This is a genomic window from Brachybacterium sp. Z12 (assembly GCF_014400405.1).
Classification (GTDB): Bacteria; Actinomycetota; Actinomycetes; order Actinomycetales; family Dermabacteraceae; genus Brachybacterium.
In genome coordinates, this window is record NZ_CP060496.1 from 2817450 (window position 1) to 2841460 (window position 24011).

The 24011-nt window shown below is 72.4% G+C and carries 26 protein-coding genes and 4 pseudogenes; 3 read left to right on the forward strand and 27 right to left on the reverse strand.

The annotated features are described in order from the left end of the window. Window positions 1-2 precede the first annotated feature (2 nt). From H3H54_RS14895 to H3H54_RS14920, 6 genes and pseudogenes are all read right to left on the reverse strand, one after another. The gene (locus tag H3H54_RS14895) at window positions 3-875 is read right to left on the reverse strand and encodes a hypothetical protein (RefSeq protein ID WP_262424472.1); all 873 of its coding nucleotides are present in this window, start codon (window positions 873-875) and stop codon (window positions 3-5) included. 108 nt (window positions 876-983) lie between these two features. Continuing rightward, window positions 984-3003 (reverse strand): annotated as a pseudogene (locus H3H54_RS14900) (thioredoxin-like domain-containing protein). A 73-nt stretch (window positions 3004-3076) separates the two neighbouring features. Beyond that, window positions 3077-3760 (reverse strand): HAD family phosphatase, encoded by a 684-nt coding sequence (locus H3H54_RS14905; RefSeq protein WP_262424473.1) that lies wholly within the window; start codon window positions 3758-3760, stop codon window positions 3077-3079. Then, window positions 3757-4461, reverse strand: a complete 705-nt coding sequence (locus H3H54_RS14910; RefSeq protein ID WP_262424474.1) for an HAD family phosphatase — start codon at window positions 4459-4461, stop codon at window positions 3757-3759. Before H3H54_RS14910 ends, H3H54_RS14905 begins: the two co-directional genes overlap by 4 nt. Before the next feature lie 77 nt (window positions 4462-4538). Next, window positions 4539-5828, reverse strand: coding sequence for an O-acetylhomoserine aminocarboxypropyltransferase/cysteine synthase family protein (locus H3H54_RS14915; RefSeq protein WP_262424475.1), 1290 nt, complete (start codon window positions 5826-5828; stop codon window positions 4539-4541). A gap of 173 nt (window positions 5829-6001) precedes the next feature. Continuing rightward, on the reverse strand, window positions 6002-6976 hold the full coding sequence (locus H3H54_RS14920; protein WP_262424476.1) for an N-acetylmuramic acid 6-phosphate etherase: 975 nt from the start codon (window positions 6974-6976) through the stop codon (window positions 6002-6004). Window positions 6977-7169: 193 nt separating this feature from the next. On the opposite strand from H3H54_RS14920, the gene H3H54_RS14925 reads away from it, so the two are divergent. The 3 genes from H3H54_RS14925 to H3H54_RS14935 all read left to right on the forward strand — a co-directional run bounded on the left by H3H54_RS14925 (window position 7170) and on the right by H3H54_RS14935 (window position 10614). Beyond that, the gene (locus tag H3H54_RS14925; protein ID WP_262424477.1) at window positions 7170-8243 is read left to right on the forward strand and encodes an N-acetylglucosamine kinase; all 1074 of its coding nucleotides are present in this window, start codon (window positions 7170-7172) and stop codon (window positions 8241-8243) included. Further along, complete coding sequence (locus H3H54_RS14930; protein WP_262424478.1) at window positions 8240-9022, forward strand: DUF1345 domain-containing protein; 783 nt, start codon at window positions 8240-8242, stop codon at window positions 9020-9022. The genes H3H54_RS14925 and H3H54_RS14930 overlap by 4 nt, the downstream gene beginning before the upstream one ends. Window positions 9023-9186: 164 nt before the next feature. Continuing rightward, window positions 9187-10614 (forward strand): NAD(P)/FAD-dependent oxidoreductase, encoded by a 1428-nt coding sequence (locus H3H54_RS14935; protein ID WP_262424479.1) that lies wholly within the window; start codon window positions 9187-9189, stop codon window positions 10612-10614. Between the two features lie 66 nt (window positions 10615-10680). Here H3H54_RS14935 and H3H54_RS14940 read toward each other — a convergent pair whose 3' ends face one another. The 21 genes and pseudogenes from H3H54_RS14940 to H3H54_RS15040 all read right to left on the reverse strand — a co-directional run. Further along, entirely contained in the window at window positions 10681-10860 is a 180-nt protein-coding gene (locus H3H54_RS14940) for a hypothetical protein (RefSeq protein WP_262424480.1), read from the reverse strand. Then, complete coding sequence (locus H3H54_RS14945; protein WP_262424481.1) at window positions 10848-11681, reverse strand: cytochrome c oxidase assembly protein; 834 nt, start codon at window positions 11679-11681, stop codon at window positions 10848-10850. Before H3H54_RS14945 ends, H3H54_RS14940 begins: the two co-directional genes overlap by 13 nt. Before the next feature lie 570 nt (window positions 11682-12251). Beyond that, complete coding sequence (locus H3H54_RS14950) at window positions 12252-12470, reverse strand: hypothetical protein (protein ID WP_262424482.1); 219 nt, start codon at window positions 12468-12470, stop codon at window positions 12252-12254. Beyond that, window positions 12467-12712 carry a CrcB family protein gene (locus H3H54_RS14955; RefSeq protein ID WP_262424483.1) on the reverse strand — a complete coding sequence of 82 codons (246 nt, stop codon included), beginning with the start codon at window positions 12710-12712 and terminating at the stop codon, window positions 12467-12469. Before H3H54_RS14955 ends, H3H54_RS14950 begins: the two co-directional genes overlap by 4 nt. Then, window positions 12709-12876, reverse strand: coding sequence for a hypothetical protein (locus H3H54_RS14960; protein ID WP_262424484.1), 168 nt, complete (start codon window positions 12874-12876; stop codon window positions 12709-12711). The genes H3H54_RS14955 and H3H54_RS14960 overlap by 4 nt, the downstream gene beginning before the upstream one ends. Next, a complete protein-coding gene (locus H3H54_RS14965; RefSeq protein ID WP_262424485.1) occupies window positions 12873-13304 on the reverse strand; it encodes a CrcB family protein in 432 nt (143 codons plus the stop codon). Before H3H54_RS14965 ends, H3H54_RS14960 begins: the two co-directional genes overlap by 4 nt. Window positions 13305-13306: 2 nt before the next feature. Then, window positions 13307-13447 (reverse strand): hypothetical protein, encoded by a 141-nt coding sequence (locus H3H54_RS14970; protein WP_262424486.1) that lies wholly within the window; start codon window positions 13445-13447, stop codon window positions 13307-13309. Window positions 13448-13523: 76 nt separating this feature from the next. Next, window positions 13524-14975, reverse strand: coding sequence for a dihydrolipoamide acetyltransferase family protein (locus H3H54_RS14975; RefSeq protein WP_262424487.1), 1452 nt, complete (start codon window positions 14973-14975; stop codon window positions 13524-13526). Between the two features lie 33 nt (window positions 14976-15008). Beyond that, window positions 15009-15994 (reverse strand): annotated as a pseudogene (locus tag H3H54_RS14980) (alpha-ketoacid dehydrogenase subunit beta). Continuing rightward, window positions 15991-17114: pseudogene (locus tag H3H54_RS14985) on the reverse strand (thiamine pyrophosphate-dependent enzyme). The pseudogenes H3H54_RS14980 and H3H54_RS14985 overlap by 4 nt, the downstream one beginning before the upstream one ends. Window positions 17115-17244: 130 nt before the next feature. Further along, window positions 17245-18105: a MurR/RpiR family transcriptional regulator gene (locus H3H54_RS14990; protein WP_262424488.1), complete on the reverse strand. Its 861-nt coding sequence runs from the start codon at window positions 18103-18105 to the stop codon at window positions 17245-17247. After that, the gene (locus H3H54_RS14995) at window positions 18102-18413 is read right to left on the reverse strand and encodes an anhydro-N-acetylmuramic acid kinase (protein WP_316249227.1); all 312 of its coding nucleotides are present in this window, start codon (window positions 18411-18413) and stop codon (window positions 18102-18104) included. Before H3H54_RS14995 ends, H3H54_RS14990 begins: the two co-directional genes overlap by 4 nt. 103 nt (window positions 18414-18516) lie before the next feature. Then, on the reverse strand, window positions 18517-19311 hold the full coding sequence (locus tag H3H54_RS15000) for an anhydro-N-acetylmuramic acid kinase (RefSeq protein WP_262424489.1): 795 nt from the start codon (window positions 19309-19311) through the stop codon (window positions 18517-18519). A 5-nt stretch (window positions 19312-19316) separates the two neighbouring features. Then, window positions 19317-19646, reverse strand: coding sequence for a hypothetical protein (locus H3H54_RS15005; protein WP_262424490.1), 330 nt, complete (start codon window positions 19644-19646; stop codon window positions 19317-19319). Next, window positions 19643-20029 (reverse strand): glycoside hydrolase family 3 N-terminal domain-containing protein, encoded by a 387-nt coding sequence (locus H3H54_RS15010; protein ID WP_262424491.1) that lies wholly within the window; start codon window positions 20027-20029, stop codon window positions 19643-19645. The genes H3H54_RS15005 and H3H54_RS15010 overlap by 4 nt, the downstream gene beginning before the upstream one ends. Then, window positions 20026-20454, reverse strand: coding sequence for a glycoside hydrolase family 3 N-terminal domain-containing protein (locus H3H54_RS15015; RefSeq protein WP_262424492.1), 429 nt, complete (start codon window positions 20452-20454; stop codon window positions 20026-20028). The genes H3H54_RS15010 and H3H54_RS15015 overlap by 4 nt, the downstream gene beginning before the upstream one ends. Window positions 20455-20471: 17 nt before the next feature. Continuing rightward, window positions 20472-20774 carry a hypothetical protein gene (locus H3H54_RS15020; protein ID WP_262424493.1) on the reverse strand — a complete coding sequence of 101 codons (303 nt, stop codon included), beginning with the start codon at window positions 20772-20774 and terminating at the stop codon, window positions 20472-20474. 3 nt (window positions 20775-20777) lie between these two features. After that, window positions 20778-21605: a carbohydrate ABC transporter permease gene (locus H3H54_RS15025; RefSeq protein ID WP_262424494.1), complete on the reverse strand. Its 828-nt coding sequence runs from the start codon at window positions 21603-21605 to the stop codon at window positions 20778-20780. Continuing rightward, complete coding sequence (locus H3H54_RS15030; protein ID WP_262424495.1) at window positions 21602-22579, reverse strand: carbohydrate ABC transporter permease; 978 nt, start codon at window positions 22577-22579, stop codon at window positions 21602-21604. Before H3H54_RS15030 ends, H3H54_RS15025 begins: the two co-directional genes overlap by 4 nt. Then, window positions 22576-23238 carry an extracellular solute-binding protein gene (locus H3H54_RS15035; RefSeq protein WP_316249228.1) on the reverse strand — a complete coding sequence of 221 codons (663 nt, stop codon included), beginning with the start codon at window positions 23236-23238 and terminating at the stop codon, window positions 22576-22578. Before H3H54_RS15035 ends, H3H54_RS15030 begins: the two co-directional genes overlap by 4 nt. Before the next feature lie 118 nt (window positions 23239-23356). Then, window positions 23357-23869: pseudogene (locus H3H54_RS15040) on the reverse strand (extracellular solute-binding protein); the annotation flags it as partial. Between the last annotated feature and the right edge of the window lie 142 nt (window positions 23870-24011).

Sequence of the window (24011 nt, forward strand, 5' to 3'; positions counted from 1 at the left end):
GATCAGTCCCCCAGCCGCAGCGCGCCGCGCTCGTGGCCGGCCCGGCCCCGATGCGGCACCACTGCGGTCACGGCAGCGGCCAGCATCGCCGTGCCCAGCCCCAGGAGCACCACGATGAAGCCCTCTGCAGCGAACACGGGCACACCCAGCAGCACCCCGACGCCGGTCGCGGCGGTGGCCAGGGCCACCAGATCGGCGCTGAGCGCGCCGCCGCGCCGGAACATGCGTGCGCTGCGCAGATGCGGCCCGCCGAGGTTCGCGGGATCGTCGGCGTCGAGATCGTGCTCGTCGGAGCCGACCAGGAACGCGGAGGCCGAGGCCGAGGCCTCGAACGGCGCGGCGGAGACCCGGATCGCCAGCGCGGAGATCGCGGCGCCCGCGGCCAGGGCCATCAGCGCCGGACCGGCGGAGGCCTGCAGGAACCACACGATGATGACGACGGGGAGGATCGCCAGCGCGAGCGAGCCAGTGACGGCGAGTGCGCCGACCCGCGGGATCAGGTTCGCACGCCGCTCCGGGTCCAGTCCGAGGACCGCCAGCTGCACGGCGAGGCCGCGCCAGGCCGCGAGCGGGCCCAGCGCGATGCCGACCAGCAGCAGCGCCGAGCGCAGGATCCTGTCATCGGTGGTGCCGGGTGCGAGGTACAGCAGCACCGCGACCGGCAGGCCCACCCACAGCATGAGCGATCCGGAGGAGAGCAGCTGCGCGCCGAGTCGGCGGCCGAGGCCCTCCTCGACCTCCGCGCTGTCCTCGTCGCGCTGCAGGCGGCTGGGGACGACGGCCCCGACGACGAGCGCCGTGATCGCGAGCGCGCCGAGCACCAGCAGGGTGACGGCGAGGTCGTCGCCGAGGGGGAATTGCGTGATCAGATCCACGAGAGAGCTTCCGACGACGGGGCTCGGCGGACCGAGCAGGGAGACGCACCGGAGCAGGGCTCCGGCGGCCGAGGATAACGGAGGCGGATGACCGCGGCGGTCACCGGCTCAGGCCAGCAGCGAGAGGTCGAGGTGATCCGGGCCGCCCTCGACGACCTGGATCGGGACCCCCAGTCCTGCTGGTGCATGTGGCAGGCGGGGAATTCGATCGAGGGATCAGCGTCGCAGGAGGCGGCGCGGGCGCTGACGTGCAGGACGCCCTCGGTGTAGGCCGGGTCCAGCTCGAGCGTGCGCTCCAGGGCGGTGTCCACACCGCTCCCGGAGGTCAGCATCGAGGTCGGCGTGGTCGAGATGGTGACCTGGGTCGAGGGGCCGAGGGAGTCGTCGAGCTTGTGCCCGGGCGGCGGGGTGAACAGCACGCGCACGGTCAGCGGGCCGGGGCCCACCTCGGTGACGGGCCGCTCGGAGCGCTGGGCGCCGTGGTCGATCATGCGTTCGGCGGCCTTGGCGACCGGCACCCAGGTGATGCGGTGGGTGCCGGACTCGACGACGATCAGCTGCCCGATGCCGTCGATGGGTGGGCCGACGATCGCGTCCGAGGGCTCCTTGAGGTCGGTCGCGACGGTGACCACGTGTGCCTGGCCGGGAGCGGCCCCGTCGGCTCCCTCGGTGCCCGAGGTGCTCGGCTGGTCCGCGAGACCGATCACCCCGCTGAGGGCGGTGATGCCGCCGGTGGTGACGCGTTCCCCGTCGGTCGCGGGCGCCTCGACGATCCGGATCGCGCCGTTGTAGGTGTCCGACACGGCGATGCGGCCGTCGGGCAGCGCTGTCACGCCGAGCGGGTGCTGGAGGCGGGCGGTGTCGGCGGGGCCGTCCACGTGCCCGAAGTCGAACAGGCCCTGCCCCACCAGGGTGCTCACGCGCATGGTGTGCGGGTCGAGCACGCGGATCGCGGAGGTCTCGGAGTCGGCGATGACGATGCGGCCGTCGGGCAGCTCGTCGAGGCCGGAGGGCTGGGCCCACCAGGAGGTGACCGCAGGGCCGTCTACCAGGCCCTCCTGGGTGGTGCCCGCGAGCACCATCAGCGCCCCGCTCACCGGGTCGAAGGTCCACAGCTGGTGGACGCCCGCCATCGCGATCACGGCACGGTTCAGCACCTGGGACCAGGTCAGGTCCCAGGGGTGGACAGCGAATAGTCGCGCGCATCGCCCTCGCCGCGGGGCAGCGGCTCGCCCTGCATCCACTGCGCACCGGTGCCCGCGACCGTGATCGCCTCGGTCGCGGTGCGGGAGCGCAGCAGACGGTCCTGGCCGATCTTCACACCGCGCAGGCGATGGTTGGCGGTGTCGGCGACCAGCAGGTCGTAACCGACCTCGGCCGCGACCTGGTCAGGCAGCGCGAGGACGCCGTTGGGCTCGGCGAACTGTGCGGTCTCCTCATCGCCGTCGGCGTGGCCGCGCGCACCGGTGCCGATGATCGCGTCGACCGTCACGCCGTCGTTCTGGAAGACCACCAGGCGGTGCTGGCCGGCGTCGGAGATCACCAGGCGGCCGTCGGGGAGGACCGTGAGCTTCGAGGGGAAGCGGAGGGTCTGCGGGGTGCGCTCGGTGAGCACGGTGGGTGCGGGGCCGCGGCGCAGGGAGCCATCGGCCTCGCCCTCGGCCACGAGCTGTTCGACGAGCCGGTCGATATTGGCGGCGTGCCCTTCCCCGGAGAGGTTGCCGGCGATGCGGCCGTGGGTGTCCAGCACCATCAGGGTGGGCCAGGCGCGGGCGCCGTACGCGGTCCATGTCTCGAGCTCCGGGTCGTCGATCACCGGATGGCTGACCTCATAGCGCTCGATATTGGCGGCCAGCGCCTCCGGGTCCTTCTCGAACTCGAACTTCGGCGAGTGGACACCGATGACCACCAGCTCCTGCTCCCACTTCTCCTCGAGCGGCCGCAGCTCGTCGAGGACATGGAGGCAGTTCACGCAGCAGAAGGTCCAGAAGTCGAGCAGGACGATCTTCCCTCGCAGCGACTCGAGGTCGAGCTCTGCGCCTCCGGTGTTCAGCCAGCCGCGCCCGCGCAGGGCGGAGCCGTGGGCGCGGGCGGTCAGGGGCGCGGAAGGATCGGACGATGTGCTCATGGGGTCCAGTGAACACCGAATCGGCGCCGCGGGGCCAACTCGCGTGACATGCGTGGACATCCGGGCCGGTGGATCACCAGCTGGCGATCCAGGCTTCGAGGTCCGGGTCGGTCAGGGAGGACAGGGCGAGATCGGCCGACGGGGCGGTGAATCCGGCGGTCGGGACGGCGATCAGGCGCAGGCCCGCGTCGCGGGCGGACTGCGCCCCGGTGCCGGAGTCCTCGAAGGCGAGCACCTCGGAGGGCTCGGCGCCGAGCGCACGGGCCGCGGCGGCGTACATGTCCGGGGCGGGTTTGGGGCGCTCGACCGTGTCCGAGGCCTCGAGCACCGTGAAGTGCTCGCGCATGCCTCCGAGGGTCAGCTTGTCCTCGAGGGATTCCAGCCAGGAGTTCGAGGCGCAGCCCAGCGGCACCTTCGCTCCCGTCAGGCGGAGGATCTGTGCGGCGCCGGGCATCGTGCGGATGCCGGAGCCGAGCTCGGCATCGAACACGCGGTGCAGGTCCGCGAGGATCTCCTGCTCGTCGTGCCCGGAGCGGCGGGCGATCAGCTCCGCGGCGACCTCGATGGTCGCGCCGTGCAGCACGTCCCCGTCGCCCTCACGCAGCTGGGCGCCGTGCGCGGCGACGACACGGTCCTCGGTGCGCTGCCACACGGACTCGGTGTCCAGCAGCAGCCCGTCGCAGTCGAAGACGATGGCGCGCGGGGTCCAGTCGCCGAAGGCTTCAGCGAAGCGGGCCGGGATCGCGGCCCCCGTCATCGACGCGGCTCCCAGCCGGCGATCCACTGGTTCAGCACCGGGTCGGAGAGGGAGACCAGGCGGCGCGGCGAGCGCGGCTCCTGGCCGGGGATCGAGGGGACGGCGATCAGCTGCAGACCGGCCGCCAGCGCGGCCTCGGCCCCGGTCTCGGAGTCCTCGAAGCCGAGGCAGTCGGCGGGCTCTGCGCCGAGCGCACGGGCCGCGGCGAGATACATGTCGGGGGCGGGCTTGGGTGCCGGGACGTCCTCGATCGCGATCGAGGCGTCGATCACCTCGGCGATCCCGAGCTCGGCGAGCTTGAGGTCCAGCATGTCGCGCGGGGAGTTCGAGGCGACCGCGACCGGGCGCAGCGCGGCCATGGCGCGGAGCACCTCGATCGCGCCCGGCAGCGGGGTGAGCCGCTCATCGATGTGCTCGCGATGCGCGGCCACCAGCTCCTCGCCCACCCGGTGCGGGTCCTTGCCCACAGCCTCGGCGATCGTCATGACGACCACCTCGACGGCGCGCCCGGTGATCGCCCGTCGGGTCTGGGGGTCCAGGGACACCCCGTGCTGGGATAGGTACGAGTCCTGCAGTGCGACCCACTGCCCCTCGGTGTCCACCAACAGCCCGTCGCAGTCGAAGATCACGGCGCTGGGCGTCCAGTGCGGCGGCCACTGGTCCAGCGGGGAGGAGGGAAGTGCGGCAGGCTCGGAGGTCATGCTGACCAGGGTATCCACTCTCGCCTGCACGAGCGCTCCACGGTCCGCCGCCGCACTCCCCTGCTGTCCCGCGGCTATCAGGCGCCGGCTGCGGCCAGGCCCTGCTCGATGTCGGCGAGGATGTCGTCGATGTGCTCGATACCGACGCTGAGGCGCACGAAGCCCGGCTCGATGCCCGCGGCGCGCTGCTCCTCCTCGCTCAGCTGGGAGTGGGTGGTCGAGGCGGGGTGGATCACGAGGCTGCGCACATCGCCGATGTTCGCCACGTGCGAGTGGAGGGTGAGGGCGTCGACGAAGCGCCGGCCGGCCTCGAGACCGCCGGGCAGGACGAAGCCGAGCACGCTGCCCGCGCCGCGCGGGAGGTACTTGTCCGCGGTCGCCTTGTACGGGGAGGAGTCCAGCGACGCCCAGGTCACCGAGGCCACGCGCTCGTCGGCCTCGAGGAAGTCGGCCACCTTGCGGGTGTTCTCCAGGTGGCGCTCCATGCGCAGCGGCAGCGTCTCCAGGCCCTGCCCGATGAGGAAGGCGTTGAACGGGGACACCGCCGGGCCCAGGTCGCGCAGCAGGTTGGTGCGGGCGCGGGTCGCGAACGCGGCGGGCAGACCCGCGAAGACGAGGCCGTTGTAGGACTCGTCCGGCTCGTTGAACTGCGGGAACTTCTCGGCGTGGGCGGCGAAGTCGAAGCTGTCGCCGTCCACGATCACGCCGGCGATCGAGGTGCCGTGGCCGCCGAGGAACTTGGTGGCGGAGTGGACGACCACATCGGCGCCGTGCTCGAGCGGACGCAGCAGGAAGGGGGTCGCGACGGTGTTGTCGACGATCAGCGGCACCCCGACCTCATGGGCGACATCAGCGATCGCGCGCAGGTCGGGGATGTCCTGCTTGGGGTTGGGGATCGACTCGACGAAGAACGCGCGGGTGGTCTCATCCGCCGCGGCGCGCCAGGACTCGGGATCGGTGGGGTCGGCGACCCACTGCGCGGTGATCCCCAGGCGGCTGAGGGTGTACTTGAAGAGGTTGAAGGAGCCGCCGTAGAGGCTCGGCGAGACGGCGATGGAGTCGCCCGCGCCGGCGAGGTTGAGGATCGACAGGGTGATCGCGCTCTGCCCGGAGGCGAGCAGCAGACCGGCCGCGCCGCCCTCGAGCGCGGCGACCCGGTCCTCGACCGCTCCCTGGGTGGGGTTGTTGATGCGGGAGTAGATATGGCCGGGCTCGGTCAGCGCGAAGCGGTCCGCAGCGGACTCGGCCGTCGGGAACACGAAGCTGGTGGTCTGGTGGATCGGCAGTGCCCGCGACCCGGCATCGGAGTCGGGGGTCTGGCCGGCATGGATGGTGAGGGTCTCGAACTTGTGGGTCTGCTCGGTCATGGCGTGCTCCTCCTGGGACGGGTGATGTGCCCAGCCTGGCCCGCCCGAGGGCGGCACGCCGAGGAACATGAACGCGGATGAACACGCGCCGTCGGCGCAGGCGCTCAGGCCGGCAGCTCGAGCATCTCACCCTGCCAGCGGCTGCGCCGCTACAGTCCAGGAGTGTCCGGGGCTCAGCCAGCTGAGGCGAGAGCGGCCACGGCGGAGCGGATCCCGGCCGGGTCGCCGACCCTCCGGGCATCACGCGGGAAGCGCTCGAGCGTTTCTCGTGCGGCGGCCACCTCGGCACCGGCCAGCAGGGCGACCAGGGCCGCGCGCACGCTGCCCTCCGCGGCCTCGAGCACCTGTGCCGCGTGCTGCGGGCTCGCGCCGCTGGCCTGCACCAGCATCCGCACGGTGCGGGCCACGAGCTTCGCGTTGGTGGGCCGCACGTCGATCATCAGGTTCCCGAACGTTGTGCCGAGCCGCACCATCGTCGCGGTGGACAGGGCGTTCAGGGTGAGCTTCTGCGCGGTGCCCGCCTTCATCCGGGTGGATCCGGTGACGACCTCCGGGCCGACGTCCAGCAGGATCGGGTGATCGGCGAGGCCGGCGAGCGGGGCCTGCGGGTTCGCGGAGATCAGCGCGGTGGGCATCCCGGCCGCTCGTGCCGCCTCCAGTGCGCCGCCGACGAAGGGGGTGCGCCCGCTCGCGGCCAGGCCGATCACCACGTCCCCGGCGCGGCAGCGGGCGCGCACCAGCTCGGCCCCGGCCTCGGTCGAGTCCTCGGCGCCCTCGACCGCGGTGAGGAAGGCGCCGTCACCGCCGGCCAGGTGCGCGGTGACCATCGAGGAGTCGGCGTTGAAGGTGGGGGCGAGCTCGACGGCGTCCAGCACCGCGAGGCGCCCGGAGGTGCCGGCGCCCAGGTAGTGGACCGTGCCGCCTGCGGAGATCGCCTGCACGCACACCTCGACCAGGGCGGCGATCTGCTCCGCCTGAGCCTGGACGGCCGCGGCGACGGTCGCCTCTTCGCCGAGGATCACCTCGACCATCCCGCGGGCGTCGAGCGCGTCGAGCTCCGCGCTGGCGGGGTTGCGCTCTTCGGTCGGAGAGGCGAGGTCGACGAGGCTCACGTCGAGGGGCGTCGCGTCCCGCTGGGGGTTGGTCACGTCGGGCTCCTGGGGGTCGGGGTGGGGAGTCAGCGCCCCGCCTCCGGACCGTCGTCGGTCCTCCGGGCGGGACATGCCGTGCTCGGACCCAGCGTAGCGAGATCTCATCGCTGCGCCGCATCGCTGCGGCCGGGAACCGGGCGACACGCCGCGTGGGCACGCCTAGCATGTGGGGTCCAGACGAGGGGAACAGATGAGCGCATCCGATGCACCACCGCCAGGCCGGCAGCCTGACAGCACCGTCCGCGCCGACCGCACCGACCGCACCGACCGCACCATCGCGGAGCCGGGAGCGTCCGCGCCGGCTCCGCTGCTGATCGCGGGGGACATCGGCGGGACCAGCTCCCGCCTCGCTCTCGCACAGCTGGACGGCGCGATCGTCGCCGAGGCGGAGGGGCCGGGAGCGAACCTGCGCTCCTCGGGGACCGATGCGCTCGACAACATCGCCCGGACGGCCGAGGAGGTCCTGGCCCGCGGCCGCCGGGAGGGGCACGACGGGGAGGTCGCCGCGGTGGCGCTCGGGATCTCCGGTGCGGGACCGGCGCGGGCGGCGGAGGTGCGCCGCGCTGTCGGCGAGCGCCTCGCCGGGCTCGGCATCGGCCCGGAGCGGATCCTGATCACCGATGACCTGCACACGGCCTTCCTCTCCGGCGGCGTCGGGGACGACGGGCTGCTGGTGCTCGCGGGGACCGGCGCGGTCTCGGTCCGCTTCCGAGGGCGGGAGGCCGTGGATCGCCGGGACGGGATGGGCTGGTTGCTGGGCGACATCGGTTCGGCCGTCTGGCTCGGGCGCCGCACGCTCGAGGCGGTCGCCGCGGACATCGACGGCCGCGGCCCGCGCACCCGGCTCACCGAGGAGGTGGGGCAGATGCTGGGACTGGATCTGCGGGCCGGGGACGATCCGCCCTCCCCCACCGGTGACCCGCGTCAGGACCTGATCCGGGCCCTGGACGAGCAGCTTCCGGCCGGCGCTCCGGCGGCGCTGGGCCGTTTCGCCCGACTGCCCGGGAACGTCGCCGAGGACCCGGTGGCCCGAGAGATCCTCGACCTCGCGATCCGCCATGTGCTCGAGACCGTGCAGGCCCTGGATCCCGGCTCCGCTCTCCCGGTGGTGCTCGCCGGCTCCGTGCTGACCGGGCCGGGGCCGCTCCACGAGGCGGTCGCCGCGGCGCTGCGCTCCGAGGGGCGCTGCTTCCGCGCCGCCCCCACCGGGATGCCCGGGGCGTTGCTCCTGGCCAGCGAGCGGGCCGCTACCCTTCTGCTATGAGCGACTCCGCGGCGGCCCCCGTCGCGCCGCCGGCCCGCCGACGGCGACGTCTCCCCCGCCACCGCAGGTCTCTGCGACGCCGCCTGCTCTCGGAGAACCTGCGCCTGCTCACGGCGCTGCTGCTCTCCGTCGTGATCGGGCTCGGCATCGTGCTGGCCCTCGCCGCGAACCTCACCGGGATCGGCTCCACCGAGATGGAGCTGCCGCTGCTGCTGATCCTGCTCATCGTGGTGATGTCCGTGTACTCGCTGGCCTTCGCGGGACTGACCCTGTGGGCGCTGACCGATCAGCCCCGCCACCGCATGCTCGCCGCCGCCAGACTGCCCCGGGCCCGCCGGCACGTGCGCTTCTACCGCTGGTACATGGGCCGCTCGAGCTCCTTCAGCGAGGTGATGCAGATGCTGATGATGGCGGTGATCGCCGCGCTGCTGCTCATCGTCCCGCCGCCCGAGGTGCCGATCGCCGCGCTCCTCGCGCTGACCGCGGTCGCGGTGGTGACGGCGTGGATCGGCACGGTCGTCACCTTCGCCGCCGAGTACGCCGCCGAGGACTCCCGCGGCACGGCGTTCACCCTGCCGGGGACCACCGGTCCGGAGAGGACGATCGGGGACTACGTCTACGGCGCCGTGCTGATCCAGGCCTCCTCCGGGACCGGCGATCTCACCCCGCTGACCGCTCCCGCGCGGCGCCTGGTGCGCCACCACGTCATCCTCGCCCATGTCACCAGCACCATCATCGTCACCCTCGGGGTCTCCGCGGTGGTCACCGCCGTGGCCTGATCCCGCGGCGGCTCGCCGACGTCCCGTCGGTCACGCTCGCACCGAAGCGGCGCCCTGCGACCGGCGCGGCGATAGGATGGCCAGCGTCCGCCCGCTGCTGAGCCGGGTGCCCGGCTCCGCCCCGGGCACCGCGTGCCGTCCGACTCGGAAGAAGGCTTCCCTCGATGCCCGATCTCCACGCCCAGATCCCCACCCGCGAGAAGGTGCTGATCATCGGCGCCGGGCCCGCCGGCCTCGCCGCCGCTGCGGCGCTCAAGGCTCTGGAGGTCCCCTTCGACCTGGTCGACCGCGCCAAGCACGTCGGCGGGATCTGGGACCCCGAGCGGGAGGATTCCCCGGTGTGGCCCACGATGGAGATGATCTCCTCCCGCGAGCACACCCAGTTCGAGGACATGCTGCAGCCGGTCTCCTACCCGGGCTTCCTCTCGCCCACCCAGATGGCGAAGTACCTGCGTGCCTACGCGGCCCGCCACGCCCTGACCGAGCATTTCCGCCCGAACACCGCCGTGCGCTCCGCACGCCCCTTCGAGGAGGGGGTGTGGCAGGTCGAGCTGTCCACCGGCGAGATCGGGATCTACCGCGCGGTCATCTCTGCGCACGGCATCTCCGAGCGCCCCCACCGCCCCGACTGGGCGCAGGACGTCCCGGCCTCGGTGCAGGTGATCCACTCCAAGGACTGGAACGGGGCCGACGGGCTCGAGGGCAAGCGGGTGCTCGTGGTCGGCTCGGGCCAGTCCGCCGCCGACATCGCGGTCGATGCCGCCCGGCGTGCGCTCGAGGTGCGCTGGTCGATGCGCACCGGCCACTGGGTGGTGCCTCGCCGCATCGCAGGGATCCCCGGTGACGTCGCCGCCTCCCGCGAACCCGCCACGCTCGGCGGGCTCAACGCGAAGATCGCCGAGACCGTCATCCGCCGCACCGTCGGCGATCCCTCAGCAGCGGGTCTGCCGGCACCGGAGGCCGGTCTGCTCGAGGATGCCGTGATCGTCTCGGACGATGTGCTGGACCGGGTGCGCGAGGGCCGCATCACCCCGGCCGGCGAGGTCACCGGGATCGGTGCGGACGGCATCGTCACCCATCTGGCCACCGGCTCCCGCGCCGGGCACCAGAGCTTCGCCGCCGATCTGATCGTGCTCGCCACCGGGTATGAGTCAGGGGCCGATCATCTGCCCCAGGACGTCGTGCCCCGCACCGCCTCCGGTGACCTCGACCTGTTCCTGGGCGCCTTCGCCCGGGGCCGCGACGACCTGGTGATCCTCGGCCAGCAGCGCGTCTCCGGCGGGGCCCTGCCGATCCTCGTCGAGCAGGCGGACATCGCCGCCTACATGCTGGCCGCCACCCGGGCCGGCTCCTCCGGCGCGCTCGAGAGGTTCCGCCGCCTCCGCGCCGGGGCCGACTCGGCAGTGCCGGTGACGCCCACCTCCCGCGGCGGGGGCGTGCTGGGGCGCCTCGGCGGCGTGTTCGGTGCGCACCGGGTCACCCCGCGCTCCGCCGCTCCCTCGGACCGCTCCGGTGCGGAGCAGCTGGTGCCCGCCGCGGACCGCGACACCCTCCTGGCCCGGCTCCGCTCGGTGCGCGGCCTGTTCGCCTGATCCACCCGACCGCCTGACCGTCGCTCGGCCCGTCGATCCCCTCGGGGCGGCGGGCCGAGTCTCGTCTCAGTCGCGCTCGTTCGCGCGGCCCGTGCGCGGCAGCAGCGCGACCACCGCCGTGACGGCCACGACCACGACCACCGCGATGCCGGCTCCGTGCTGGTCCGCGAGCGCATCGGCCCACCAGGTGCGGCCGGTGGCGCCGAACCAGCTCGCCGCGAGCAGCCGATCGGTCAGCAGCAGCATGGTGCCCGCGCCGAGCCCCAGCAGCAGCGGAGCGGCGAGCGCCAGCAGCTGCTGCCAGGACGGGGCCTTCGGGGGCAGCGCGCGGGCGGCGAGCGCGGTGAGCGCTCCCCGGCCAGGGCCAGCATCTGCAGCGCCAGGTGCGCGGCGTGGCCGTCGAGCGCGACCCGCAGGAAGGGGCTGACGTACCCGGCGATCAGCACCACGGGGCCGAGCAGGGTGAGCAGCACGGCCAGCCACCAGCGGCCCCCGATCAGGCTGCGCAGCCGCTGCGGCACGGCGCCGATGCTGCCCAGCAGCGCCCCCACCGCAATCATCAGCAGCAGATGCTGCAGCACGTGGGCGGAGACCAGCACCTTGCTGTACACGTTGAGCGGGCCGCTGGTCAGCAGCACCAGCGCTACCGCGGCCACCAGCAGGCTGCGGCTCTGGGCACGGGGGCGGCGCGGCGCTGTGGGTCGCCACCAGACCAGCACCATCACGCAGGCCAGGGCCATGCCGAAGGGGTCGGGACGCCAGGCGGTGAGCACGTTCAGCAGCTCCGGCGCCGCCGGCAGCGGATAACCGGTGAGCACCCCTGCGGTGCCGGCGGGCGGGACCCCCGCCTCCGCCGGCGGGGGTGAGGAGCTCATCGCGGCGGCGAGCGCGACCGCGAGACCCATCAGGGCGAGCTCGAGGATCGCCAGGCGCCGATAGGTGGCCCGGGCATGACGCTCCCCGGCGACAGGCACGGTGCCGAAGCCGATCGCGATCTGTCGCCGCTGGAGGGCGCCGAGGCCGGCCAGCAGGAACAGCAGCACTGCCTTGGCGACGCCCAGCTGCACATAGGCGCTGGTGAGGATCTCCCGGGATGATTCATCCGCACGGCGAGCGCCCACACCCCGCTCAGACCGAGCGCCACCCAGCAGATCAGCGCCAGATGCGAGTAGCCGCGCACCACGGCGGCGTCGTCGCGCCCGCGATCCGGGAGGAGCTGCAGAACGGCCAGGCCGCCCAGCCAGATCCCCACGGCGAGCAGGTGGATGAACATGGTCGAGGTCCCCACCTCGTGGGTCTCGTCCCCGGCGGCATGGCCCGTCATCCCGGCGGCGAAGGTGACCAGCCCGGCAAGCACAGCGACCGCACGGGCGATGGCCACCGAGGTGCCGAGCACCGCGACGGTGGTGGTGGCTGCGGCGATCACCAGTCCGGTGAGCAGCCAGATGCCCAGATCGGTCTCGAGGAAGACGCTGAGGTCGGAGCCGAAGCGCGGCGATCCCACCGGCTGACCGGTCGCCACCGCGTAGGAGAAGGCGAGCGAGGCGCCGCGGGCGAGCGTGGTGACACCGGCGGCGATCCCCACCACGAGCAACACTCGGGTGCGGTCCGCGGCGTCCCGCAGCAGCCAGCCGGGATCACCGCGCGCCGCCGAGGGTCAGGGCGGCGGCGAGATCGGCGATCGTCGCCGCGACCGGTGCACCGCGCCGGGCGATCGGCCCGGCGTCCATGAGCACGAGGTTGTCCCCACCCGCGGCGTCGGCGGCGAGCACCGACAGCGCCGTCAGCAGGGCGAGTGAGCCCACCAGGGCCAGGATGATCCGCGGGCGCGGGATGCGTGAAATTCGGGTGCTCATGAGGCGATCACCAGTCCCAGCCACAGCGCGGCCATCCCTCCGCCGGCGCTCAGCATCAGATAGGCCAAGGAGAGGGAGAAGGTGGTGCGACGCACCAGCTCGACGATGTCGAACGCCGCGGTGGACAGCGTGGACAGGCCTCCGCAGAACCCGACCGCCAGCATCAGGTTGACGAGCTCCCTGGCCCCGGTGGCAGCGCCGAATCGGGCGACCACCAGGCCCAGCAGGAAGCAGGCGATCACGTTGGCAACGAATGTGGTCCAGGGGCGGAACCGTTCGGGGTCTCCGCTTCGCGCGCCGCCATCAGGCGGACGCCCAGCTCGCCCAGGCCCCAGCGCGCCACGGACCCGAGGCCGCCGCCGAGGCCTACCAGCAGTGCGGCCAGCAGAAAAGTCCCCACGCTCATGCCGCGCCCTCCTCGCCCGCGACACGGCGTGCCCGAGGCCGCTCGGCGAGGCGCCGGCCCACCAGCAGCCCCACCACCAACGCGCCGAGGCAGAGCAGCACGGTCTCTGCCCCGTAGATCAGTGCCAGGATCGGGAAGCCCGCGCCGATCATCGCCGAGCCCTCCAGGACCACGGCGGAGAAGGTCGTGAACCCGCCGCACAGGCCGGTGCCCAGCAGCGGGCGCATCCATGGCCGGCCGGGGCGCACCTCGAGCACGCCGTTGAGCGCGCCGAGCGCCAGGCAGCCCAGGAGGTTGACCCAGAAGGTCGCCCAGGGCAGCTCGACCAAGGTGGGGGTGGTGACGGTGGGCACCAGCACCGTCAGGGAGAAGCGCAGGATCGCGCCGAGCGCGCCGCCGGCCGCGACCAGCAGCGCGATGTGCCACACCGCTATCGGGGGCGCACGGGCCCGGAACCCAGGGTCTTGGAATCGGCGACGTCCTCGAAGCGCAGGGCCGCCATCTCGACCGTGTGCATCCGCGGGTCGTCACGGCGCGGGCTGTACGGCGCAGGAGAGGGGCTGGAGGTCACCGCCACAGCGTACCGACGACCGCACCGGCCATGCTCAGCCGGTGCGCGGAGGCGCTCAACCCCACATCTGCGGGGATCAGCCCCACACGAGCCCCAGGGAGGGGTCCTCCAGCACGGCGGAGATGTCGCGGAGCAGTTCCGCACCCAGCGCGCCGTCGATCAGGCGGTGGTCGAAGCTCAGGGAGAGGGTGGCGACCTGACGCGGCACGATCTGCCCGTCGACCACCCAGGCCTTCTCCTTGATCGCGCCGACGCCGAGGATCGCGGACTCGCCCGGGTTGAGGATCGGGGTGCCGGAATCGATGTCGAAGACCCCGTAGTTGGTGACGGTGATGGTGCCGTCGCGGGTGTCGCGCAGGGAGGTGCGGCCGGCGCGGGCGGTGCGGGCCAGATCGCTGATCCCCTCGGCGAGCTCCCGTAGCGTCATCAGGTGCGCGTCCTTGAGGTTCGGCACGATCAGGCCGCGCGGCGTGGCCGCGGCGATGCCGAGGTTCACGTAGTGCTTGTAGACGATCTCCTGTGCGGGCTCGTCCCAGGAGGCGTTGACCTCGGGGTTGCGGCGGATCGCCACCAGCAGCGCCTTCGCGATCACGGCGAGCGGGCTCACCTTGACGTCGGTCCATTCGCGGGAGGCGCGCAGCTGCGCGACGATCTGCATCGCCTGCGTCATGTCGATCTCGTTGAACACCGTCACATGCGGGGCGGTGAAGGCCGAGGCCACCATCGCCTCGGCGGTGCGCTTGCGCACCGAGCGGATCGGCACCCGGGTGGTGCGCTCATCGCTGGTGACTCCGGAGAAGGGCTGGTCGCGCAGGCTCTTCATCGCGCCCCCGAGACCCTCCGGGGCCTGCGGGGACTCCTCGGGGAAGTAGGCGCCGTCGGTGTCGCCGCCGATGGCACGCTGCTGTGCGGCGATCACGTCCTGCCGGGTGACGGTCCCCTCAGGGCCGGTGGCCAGCACGTCGTGCAGGGCGATGCCGAGGTCCCGGGCAAGCTTGCGCACCGGGGGCTTGGCCAGGATGCGGCCGATGGGCACCTGCTGGTCGTCGTCGGACTGCGCGGGTTCGGCGCGGCGCCGGCGGCGGCGCTGCGGAGCGGAGCTGGTGCCGTAGCCGACCAGGTTCTTCGGCTCCTCCGTCACCGATGCCTCTGCGCGAGCGGTGACCTGCTCGGCCAGCTCCTCGGCCGACGGGTCCGGCTCGGGCTCGGTGGAGGCGGTGCCCGCAGGTGCCGGGGCGGCGGACGGCGCGGGGCCGCCCGAGGTGTCGACCTGCAGCAGTCCCTCGCCCACCGGCACCTCGTCACCCACCTTCACCAGGATCGCGACGACGGTGCCGGCGACGTGGCTGGACAGCTCGACGGCGCTCTTGGCAGTCTCCACCTCGACCACCGGGGCGTTGATCTCGATGCGATCGCCGACGGCGACCTTGATCTCGAGGATCTCCGCCTCGGTGAGACCCTCACCGGGATCGGTGAGGGGGATCGTCACGATCGAGGGGGAGGAACCTGCGGGGTCGGCGGCATTCATGGTCGTGATCCTTTCACGCGGGGTGCGCGTCCGTCAGTGTTCGAGCAGGCGGTCCACGCCGTCGAGCACGCGGTCGAGGTCGGGGAGGTAGGCGTGCTCCATGCGCGCCGGCGGGTAGGGCAGGTGGTAGCCGCCCACGCGGAGCACCGGCGCCTCCAGGTGGTAGAAGCACTGCTCGGAGATGCGCGCCGCGATCTCACCGCCGAGGCCGCCGAGCACGGGGGCCTCGTGGACGATCATGAGCCGGCCGGTGCGGCGCACCGACTCGGCGATCGTCGGAAGTCCACCGGGGCCAGGGAACGGGCGTCGATGACCTCGAGGTCGATGCCCTGCTCGGCGGCCGCCTCGGCGCTCTCGAGCACCAGCGGGATGCTCGGCCCCCAGGCCAGGACGGTCGCGTCGGTGCCGGGGCGCACCACCTCGGCCTGCCACGGGGAGAGCTCGGGACGGTGATCGGGGTCCACATCGCCCTTGACCCAGTAGCGGCGCTTGGGCTCGAGCATGATCACCGGGTCCTCGCACTCGATGGCCTGGCGGGTCATCCAGTACGCGTCCTGAGCGTTGGAGGGTGCGAGGATCCGCAGCCCCGCGGTGTGCGCGAACAGCGCCTCGGGGCTCTCGGAGTGGTGCTCGACCGCGCCGATCCCGCCGCCGTGCGGGATGCGGATGACGATCGGCATGTTCACCGCCCCGGAGGTGCGGTTGTGCATCTTCGCGACCTGGGTGGTGATCTGGTTGTACGCCGGGTAGACGAAGCCGTCGAACTGGATCTCGACCACCGGGCGGTATCCGCGCACGGCGAGGCCGACGGCGGTGCCGACGATGCCGGCCTCGGCCAGGGGCGTGTCCACCACGCGCTGGGCGCCGAACTCGGCGTGGAGCCCGTCGGTGACGCGGAAGACACCGCCGAGCACGCCGATGTCCTCACCCATCATCATCACTCTGTCGTCCGCCGCCATGGCGTCGCGCAGGCCGGCGGTGATGGCCTTGGCGATCGGGAGCGTGGTCGCGGTGCTCATGCGTTCCTCTCCTGATCCTCGCCTGCGTCATCGTCCTCGAACTGGGCGATGTACTCGAGGTACTCCGCACGCTCGGCGTCGACGATCGGATGGGGTTCGGCGTAGGGGTGGCCGAACATGCGCACCGGGTCGGGATCCTCCATGCCGTGGATGTGGTGGTGCAGCTGCATCGCGAGGTCGTGGGCCTCCTCGTCGCAGCGGGTCACGAACGACTCGTCGATCTCATCGATCTGGTCGAGGTGGCCGCGCAGGCGCAGATCGGATCCTTGGCGGCCCACTCCTCCTCCTCGGCCGCAGGGCGGTAGCGGGAGGCGTCGTCGCTGGTGGTGTGAGCGGCCATCCGATAGGTGAGGGCCTCGACGAAGACGGGGCCGTCGCCGGAGCGTGCCGAGTCCAGCGCCGAGCGGACCGCTCCGAGGACGGCGAGCACGTCGTTGCCGTCGACCCGCACCGAGGGGATGCCCCAGCCGCGGGAGCGCTGGGCGAGCGGGACGCGGGACTGCACCTGGGTGGGCACCGAGATGGCCCACTGGTTGTTCTGGGTGTAGAACACGACCGGCGCCTGGAAGGAGGCGGCGAAGGTGAAGGACTCCGCGACCTCGCCCTCGCTCGAGGCGCCGTCGCCGAACAGTGCCAGCACCGAGGTGTCGGTGGAGACGTCGCCGGTGCCGACCACCCCGTCGCGCTGCAGGCCCATCGCGTATCCCACGGCGTGCGGGGCCTGGGAGCCGAGCACGATCATGTACGGGTGGGTGCGCAGCTGGTTGGGATCCCAGCCGCCGTGGCTGATGCCGCGGAACAGCTCCAGCAGCCGCCATGGCTCGATGCCGCGGGCCCAGGCGACCCCGTGCTCGCGGTAGGTGGGCACCAGATAGTCCTGCTCGCGGGCGGCGTGGCCGGCGCCGATCTGCGCGGCTTCCTGACCGAGCGCGCTGGCCCACAGGCCGAGCTGCCCCTGGCGCTGCAGGGTGGTGGCCTCGAGGTCCGCGGCGCGGATCATGACCATGTCGCGGTAGTAGCCGCGCAGCCTCTCGGGCGTGGCCAGGCCGCTCTGCTCGAGCACCGCGTCGAGCTCGTCGTGCGGGGTGCGGGTGCCGTCGGCCGCGAGGAGCTGGACCATCGGCTCGTCGGCTGCGACGTCGGGGATCGTGGAACGGAAGACACTCACGGTCGCGAGCGTAACCTACGGTGCCGTAAGTTCCAAGGCGGACCGCCGCCGCGAGCACGCCGCGCGGAGGCGGTCCGCCGTCTCAGGTCCGCCGGGCCTCGAGGGCCGCCCGGGTGCGGTGCAGCGCCTCCTGGCCGGCATCCGGGAGCTGCGCGGCGACCGCGATCAGCAGGCAGTCCGCGATCGCCAGCTGGGCGATCCGGGAAGACGTCGCACCAGCCCGGAAGGACGGCTCCCGCGAGGCGGTGAGCAGGGTGTGATCGGCGCCCCGGGCCAGCGGGCTGGCCGGGGCGCCGGTGATGGCGAGCGTGCGGGCACCGCCCTCGGTCGCGAGCGCGAGCGCATCCAGCACATCCGTGGTGCGACCCGAATCCGAGATCCCGACCAGGCAGTCCTGTGCCCCGAGCCCGGCGACGGCCGGAAGCGCATCGTGGGCGCTGGTCAGGGCGTGGGCGGAGAAGCCGAGCCGGGTGAGCTTGTACTGCAGGTCCATCGCCGCCAGTCCCGAGGCGCCCGCGCCGACCAGCACGATCCGCCGGGAGCCGGTGAGGATCGCGGCGACCTCCTCGAGGACGGCGAGGTCCAGCAGCCGCACCGTGTCCCGCACCGCCCGGGCATCGGCGGCGGCGATGCGGGAGACGGAGACGGCCAGCGGGTCGGCCGCGTCGATCGCGATCGGGAAGAGCAGCTCCGCATCCTGGGCCACGGCACGTGCGGTCTCCTCGACCAGCGCGCGGCGGAAGTCGCGGTAGCCGGAGAAGCCGAGCTCCCGCGCGAAGTTGACCACCGAGGACTGGGCGCAGGTCGCCGCCGCGGCGAGCTGATCGATCGTCAGGCCGGCTGCGGCGACGGGATCGGCCAGGACCACGTCGGCGATGCGGCGCAGCACGGGTTGGAGGTCGTCGCGCCGGCCGCGCAGCCGCGGCAGGACCGGGAGCCTCACGACGCTGCCTCGGGCTGCGTGAGCAGGAGTCGGCCGACGGGGAGGCGATCCGCGGCCGTGCTCTCGAGTGCGAGCAGGCCGTGCGGCGGGGTGAGGGCGCCGAGCACCACGGGCCGGCGGGCTCCGGTGTGGGCGGTGCCGTCAGGCCGCTCGAGCGTGCCGGGCAGCCCCTGGGCGCCGAGGTAGCCGAGCAGCGCGATCAGCAGCGCTTCCTTGCCGTCGGCGGGGATGTCGAGCTCGTCGGCGCTCAGCAGCGGCAGCGGCGCCAGGTGGGCGGCGAGCCGTTCACGCAGCAGCGGGTTGCGGATCCCTCCCCGGAGGCGACGACCCGGTGGGCCCCCAGCTGCTCGATCCCGCGCGCGATGGTGACCGCGGTGAGCTCGACCAGGGTGGCCAGGAGATCGGGGAGCGTCAGCGCTGTGAACGTCTCCTCCCCAGCAGTCGGCGCACGTAGTCGCCGTCGAAGTGCTCCCTTCCCGTCGAGCGCGGCAGCGGACGGGCGTAGAACGGTTCCTCGAGGAGGGTGCGGAGCGCGGCGGCGCTCACCGTGCCGGTGCGGGCGAGCGCGGCGTCGACGTCGGCGCTGCGCCCGGTCGCGGCATGCACGGCGGCGTCGAGCAGGGCGTTGCCGGGGCCGAGGTCCCCCGCGATCACCTCGCCCGTGCCGACCAGGGTGAGGTTGGAGATGCCGCCGATGTTCAGCACCGCCGTGGGGATGCCGTCAGCGCCCAGCAGGAGCTGGTCGAGGATCGGGGGGGCGAGCGGGGCGCCCTGTCCTCCCGCGGCCACATCGGCGGTCCGCAGATCCGCCAGGACGGGCAGCGAGGTCGCGGCCGCGATCCGGGAGGCGTCCCCGATCTGCAGCGTGGCGTGCACGGTGCCGTCGGCGCGCACATCGTGGTGCAGGGTCTGGCCGTGGGTGGCGACCAGATCGGCTCCGCCGTGGCGCGCGAGCACGCGAGCAGCGGCGTCGGCGAAGGCCTCCCCGACCTCGGCGTGCAGGCGGTTCCAGGTGGCGACATCAGCGGGTGCGGGCGGGAGCACTGCGCGCAGCGCCTCCTGGGTCGCCGCGGGCCAGGGCTCCTCACCCGTGTGGACCACATGCCCGCGCAGGGTCGAGGGGTGCTCGCTGTCGCGGGTGAAGTCGACCAGCGCTACGTCGATTCCGTCGAGGCTGGTCCCGGACATCATTCCCAGCACTCGCATCCGCATCAGCGTGCCCCCTCGAGCATGAGCTGCGCGGCGGCGCGCATCATGGTGCGGCCGCCGCCGTGGGCGAGGACCAGGCGGCGATGGTCGGGCGCGGCGTCGGGGACGCCGGTGTGGACCACGATCGCCTCGGGCCTGCGCTCGAGCAGCTCGGCCAGGTGCCGGCCCTCCTCCGCATCGCTGCGCGGCAGCCGGGTCAGGATGAGCAGCTGCGCGGCCCCGCCGATCTGATCGGGGTAGTCAGGCTCCTGGGCCTGCACCCCGCATTCGCGCAGAGCATGGACCAGCTGCTGGGAGCGGGCTCCGGAGGCGTGCTGGGCGCGGAACCTCACGTCGACCACCGCGGCGGGGCCGAGCTCGAGCGCCGCATGGCGGCCGCGGACCGCGAGGGAGGCCGCTTCGGCGCCGAGCTGCTCGGCCTGGCGGATGGCGTCCGCGAGCGGCATCGGGGGACGAAGCGGCGGCGCGTGCGCAGGGTGCGCAGGATGCCGCGGGTGCGCTGCGCGCGCTCCTGCAGCGCTTCCCGTGCGATCCGCCCGGAGTCCACCGCTTCGATCAGGGCGTCATGCGCATCCCGCAGCATCTGCTGGTCATCTCGGCGCAAGGAGGAGCCCAGGCACAGCAGATCGGCGCCGGCCTCGATCGCCCGCACCACCGCCTCGCCGTAGCCGGGATCCTCCGCGACGGCGCCCATGTCCAAGGCGTCGGTGATCACCAGCCCGTGGAAGATGCCCCCGGCGACGCGGTCCAGCAGCGGCCGCGACAGGGGGAGATCGAGGCGGGGCCCTCGCCGTAGGCGGGGACCAGCACATGGGCGGTCATCACGCTGTCGAGCCAGGGCACGATCCGCCAAGGAGCGAGGTGCTCCCGCTCGAACTGCTGGGCATCCAGATCGATCAGCGGCAGCGCGGTGTGGGAATCGGCCGCCGTCGCGCCGTGACCGGGGAAATGCTTGGCGCAGGTGGCCAGCCCCGCTTCGACCAGCCCGGCGGCGAAGGCCCGGGCATGGGCGGCGACCCGATCGGGATCGTCGCCGAACGCCCTGGTGCCGATGACCGGATTCGCCGGGTCGGTGGAGACGTCGAGCACCGGGGCGAGGTCGAGGTCCAGGTCGCAGGCGGCCAGCAGGTCACCCAGCACGTTGCCGACCTTGCGGGTCAGCTCGGTGTCATCGACCTCCCCAGCGCCCAGGCGGTGGGCAGGGACGAGCCGGTGGTGGACTGGATGCGGGTGACATCCCCGCCCTCCTCATCGATCGCGACCACGCAGTCGTCGGCGCGCGCATGCACCGCCCGTGCAAGACGCCCGGTGGTCTGCGGGTCGGGGGTGTTGTGCCCGAACAGGATCACGGAGGCGAGCCCCTCATCGAGCACCTCCCCCACCCAGTCGGGCAGCTCGGTCCCGGTGAAGGGGGCCATCAGCACGCCGAGCGCGTCGGTGTCCCAGGAGACAGTTTCCATGCCTCAGCCTTTCACGGCGCCGGCGGTCATGCCCTTGGCGAGGTTGCGCTGGACCAGCACGAAGAAGATCACCACGGGGAGCGTGATGATCGTCGAGGCGGCCATCACCGAGCCCCAGTCCGCGGTGTTCTGGGTGAAGAAGGTGCGCAGACCCACGCCGACGGTGTACTTCGAGCTGTCCTGCATGAAGGTCAGCGCGAAGATGAACTCGTTCCAGGCGGTGATGAAGGAGAACACCGAGGTCGCGACCAGCCCGGGGGCGACCAGCGGCAGCAGCACGGAGCGGAACATGCGGAACCAGGAGGCGCCGTCGATGTACGCGGCCTCCTCCAGCTCGCGCGGGACCGCCGCGACGAAGCCGCGCAGGTTCCAGATCGCGAACGCGAGCGAGAAGCCCAGGTACACGATGATCAGGCCCAGCAGGGAGTTGAGCATGTTCAGCGTCCGCGCCTGGAGGAACAACGGGATGACCAGCGCCTCGAGCGGGACCATCTGCACCATCAGCACCATGATCAGAACCTGGGTGCGCAGGCGGAAGCGGAACCGCGCCACCGCCACCGCGGCCAGCAGCGCCACGATCGCGGACAGCACCACGGTGCCCACGGCCACGATCACCGAGACCCGCACGTAGCGCAGGAAGCCGGCGTCGACCAGCACGTAGCGGAAGTGGTCGAGGGTGAAGCCGCTGGGCAGCAGGCTCGCTCCGCGCGAGAGGGGGCTGGTGTCCACTGCGGTGGAGACCATCCAGTAGAAGGGGAACAGGCTCAGCGACATGAGCACGACCACGCCGATCGCCTTGCCGGCCGTGGAGGCGGGGGTCCGACGGTTCACAGCTCCTCCTCCTTCATCAGCGTGCGGATGTAGACCACCGAGATCACCACGAGCAGCGCCGTCAGCAGCACCGCGATCGTGGAGCCCATGCCGTACTCGCCCTGGGCGAAGGACTGGGTGTACGACCACACGCCGAGGTTCATCACCGAGCGGGTGGTGCCGTCACCACCGGGCATCAGGAAGATCTGCACGAACACCTTGAAGTCCCAGATCGTGGAGAGGATCACGCAGACCGCGATGATGGGACGCAGCGTGGGGACGGTGACGTTCCAGAAGCGTCCCCATGCGCTCGCGCCGTCCAGCGCGGCGGCCTCGTAGTGCTCCTGCGGGACGGTCATCAGGCCCGCCAGCATCGTCACGGCGATGAACGGGAAGCCGTGATAGACGACGTTGATCGTGGCGATCGCGTAGAAGGTCCACCGGTTGGTGAACCAGTTGTAGCTGCCCGCCTCCATGATCCCGAGCCCGTCGAGCGTCGAGATCACCAGCCCCGACTGCGGGTCGAAGAGCCAGACGAAGATGTAGGTGCCGGTCAGCGCCGGGACTGCCCAGGCGACCATGACCGCAGTGGTGGAGATCGAGCGCCACACGGTGCCCAGGGAGTTCAGGAACAGTGCGACGACGGTGCCGACGATCATCGTCAGCACCACGCACACGACCGCGAAGCCGACGGTGTTCGGCAGCACGATCTTCCACAGGAAAGGATCCGTGAGGACCTGGATGTAGTTGTCCAGCCCCACGTAGTCGGTGTCGCCACGCAGGAGGTTGCGCAGCTCGTAGTCCTGCAGCGACAGATTCAGCACCCGCAGCATCGGCCACAGGAGCAGCACCCCGAGCACGATCAGGCCGGGGGCCAGCAGGAGCCAGGGGGCGGCGGCACGGCGGAGGCGGCGCCCCAGCGGGACGGTGCGGCGGGTGAACCCCTCCGCACCGTCCTGCCGGGTCTTCGCGCCGGCGGTCGAGGTCGGGCTCATTCGGAGAAGAAGCCGTCCATCTCGGCGGCGGCGGTGTCAGCCGCGTCCTGGACCGGGGTGCCCTCGAGGATGGTGCCCACCAGGGTGCTCATGGTCTTGGCGCCCTCGATCTTGCCCCAGGACGGGGTGACCGGGACGGTCTTGCCGCCCTCGGTCATCTGCTGCGCGAAGACCGCGGTGAGCTCGTCGCCGCCCGCGACGACCTCGTCCATCGCCTCGATGGTGCCGGGGAAGTAGTTGGTCTCCTCGGCCCAGCGGGTGGCGAAGTCGCCGGTGGTGACCAGCTTGATGAGCTCGAAGGCGAGCTCGGGCTCCTGGGTCTCGGTGAAGCGGCACATCAGGGAGCCGCCGAGGAAGGACGGCGCGACGGGACTGTCCTTGGCCGGGATGGTGAAGGCGACGAGCTTCTCCGCTAGCTCGGGGTTGTCCGCACGGATCGTGGCGGGGACCCAGGAGCCGGTGATGAACATCGGCACCTTCTCCTGGAGGAACTCGGCGAGCGCCTCGGTCTCCACCCAGGTGGTGGCTGCCGCGGTCGAGGAGTTGTGCTTCAGCGCGAGGTCCGTGTACCAGGTCAGCCCCTCGACGGCCTCCGGGGAGTTCACGGTGGCGGTCCAGGTGCCATCGGCCTCTTCGGCGATCTCGCCGCCGGCGCCCAGATGAAGGCGGCGTGGCGGAGAAGATGCTGGACCCGGGGACGGGGAAGGAGATCCAGTCCGGGTTGTGCTCCTCGAGAGTGGTGATCATCGTGAGCAGCTCGTCCCAGTTCTGCGGCTGCGAGTTCACTCCCGCCTCCTCGAGCATGTCCCGGTTGCCGAGGATCGAGCGCACACCGGCGTACCAGGGCATCCCGTACATCGCACCCTCGAGCGTGCCCGCCTCGACCAGACCCTCGACCAGGCCGTCGGCGAGGCCTGCCGCCTCGATGTCCTCGGTGAGCTCGTCCAGGCCTCCGGCGTCGGCGAACTCGGGCACCCAGGTGGTGCCGACCTCGGCGACATCGGGGCCGGTGCCGCCGGCCATGGCGGTGACGAACTTGTCGTGGGCGCCGTCCCAGGGCTGCACCTGCACATCGAGCGTGGCGCCGGTGGCCTCGGCGAACGCGGCCTTGAGCTCCTCGATGTAGGTGTCGGCGCTGGCGTTGGTGCCCTCCATCAGCCACATGGTGATGGTCTTGCCGTCACCGTCCACCTCTCCGCCGGAGCCGCCGGAGTCGCCTCCGCAGGCGGCGAGGGCGAGGGCGGCCGAGCCTGCCGCACCAGCGGCCAGGACGTGTCGTCGAGCGATCATGGATGACTCCTTCGTCGGTTCTCCGACTCGGCTCCACCCAGGAGACCGGCCGATGAGAAAACTTCATTCCAATGCGTGACGGGAGTGAAGTTACCACTTCTGGGGCGTCTTGCCATCCCCCGGGCGCTGCCGAGCTCCGACT

What these genes read in the sequence shown, in the direction of transcription:
- H3H54_RS14935 (WP_262424479.1), top strand. Translation starts at nt 9,187, where the DNA reads ATGCCCGATCTCCACGCCCAGATCCCCACCCGCGAGAAGGTGCTGATC.
- H3H54_RS14925 (WP_262424477.1), top strand. Translation starts at nt 7,170, where the DNA reads ATGAGCGCATCCGATGCACCACCGCCAGGCCGGCAGCCTGACAGCACC.
- H3H54_RS14930 (WP_262424478.1), top strand. Translation starts at nt 8,240, where the DNA reads ATGAGCGACTCCGCGGCGGCCCCCGTCGCGCCGCCGGCCCGCCGACGG.
- H3H54_RS14905 (WP_262424473.1), bottom strand. Translation starts at nt 3,760, where the DNA reads ATGACGGGGGCCGCGATCCCGGCCCGCTTCGCTGAAGCCTTCGGCGAC.
- H3H54_RS14975 (WP_262424487.1), bottom strand. Translation starts at nt 14,975, where the DNA reads ATGAATGCCGCCGACCCCGCAGGTTCCTCCCCCTCGATCGTGACGATC.
- H3H54_RS15030 (WP_262424495.1), bottom strand. Translation starts at nt 22,579, where the DNA reads ATGAGCCCGACCTCGACCGCCGGCGCGAAGACCCGGCAGGACGGTGCG.
- H3H54_RS14915 (WP_262424475.1), bottom strand. Translation starts at nt 5,828, where the DNA reads ATGACCGAGCAGACCCACAAGTTCGAGACCCTCACCATCCATGCCGGC.
- H3H54_RS14940 (WP_262424480.1), bottom strand. Translation starts at nt 10,860, where the DNA reads ATGCTGCTGCTGACCGATCGGCTGCTCGCGGCGAGCTGGTTCGGCGCC.
- H3H54_RS14950 (WP_262424482.1), bottom strand. Translation starts at nt 12,470, where the DNA reads ATGAGCACCCGAATTTCACGCATCCCGCGCCCGCGGATCATCCTGGCC.
- H3H54_RS15020 (WP_262424493.1), bottom strand. Translation starts at nt 20,774, where the DNA reads ATGGAAACTGTCTCCTGGGACACCGACGCGCTCGGCGTGCTGATGGCC.
- H3H54_RS15000 (WP_262424489.1), bottom strand. Translation starts at nt 19,311, where the DNA reads ATGCGAGTGCTGGGAATGATGTCCGGGACCAGCCTCGACGGAATCGAC.
- H3H54_RS14960 (WP_262424484.1), bottom strand. Translation starts at nt 12,876, where the DNA reads ATGAGCGTGGGGACTTTTCTGCTGGCCGCACTGCTGGTAGGCCTCGGC.
- H3H54_RS14910 (WP_262424474.1), bottom strand. Translation starts at nt 4,461, where the DNA reads ATGACCTCCGAGCCTGCCGCACTTCCCTCCTCCCCGCTGGACCAGTGG.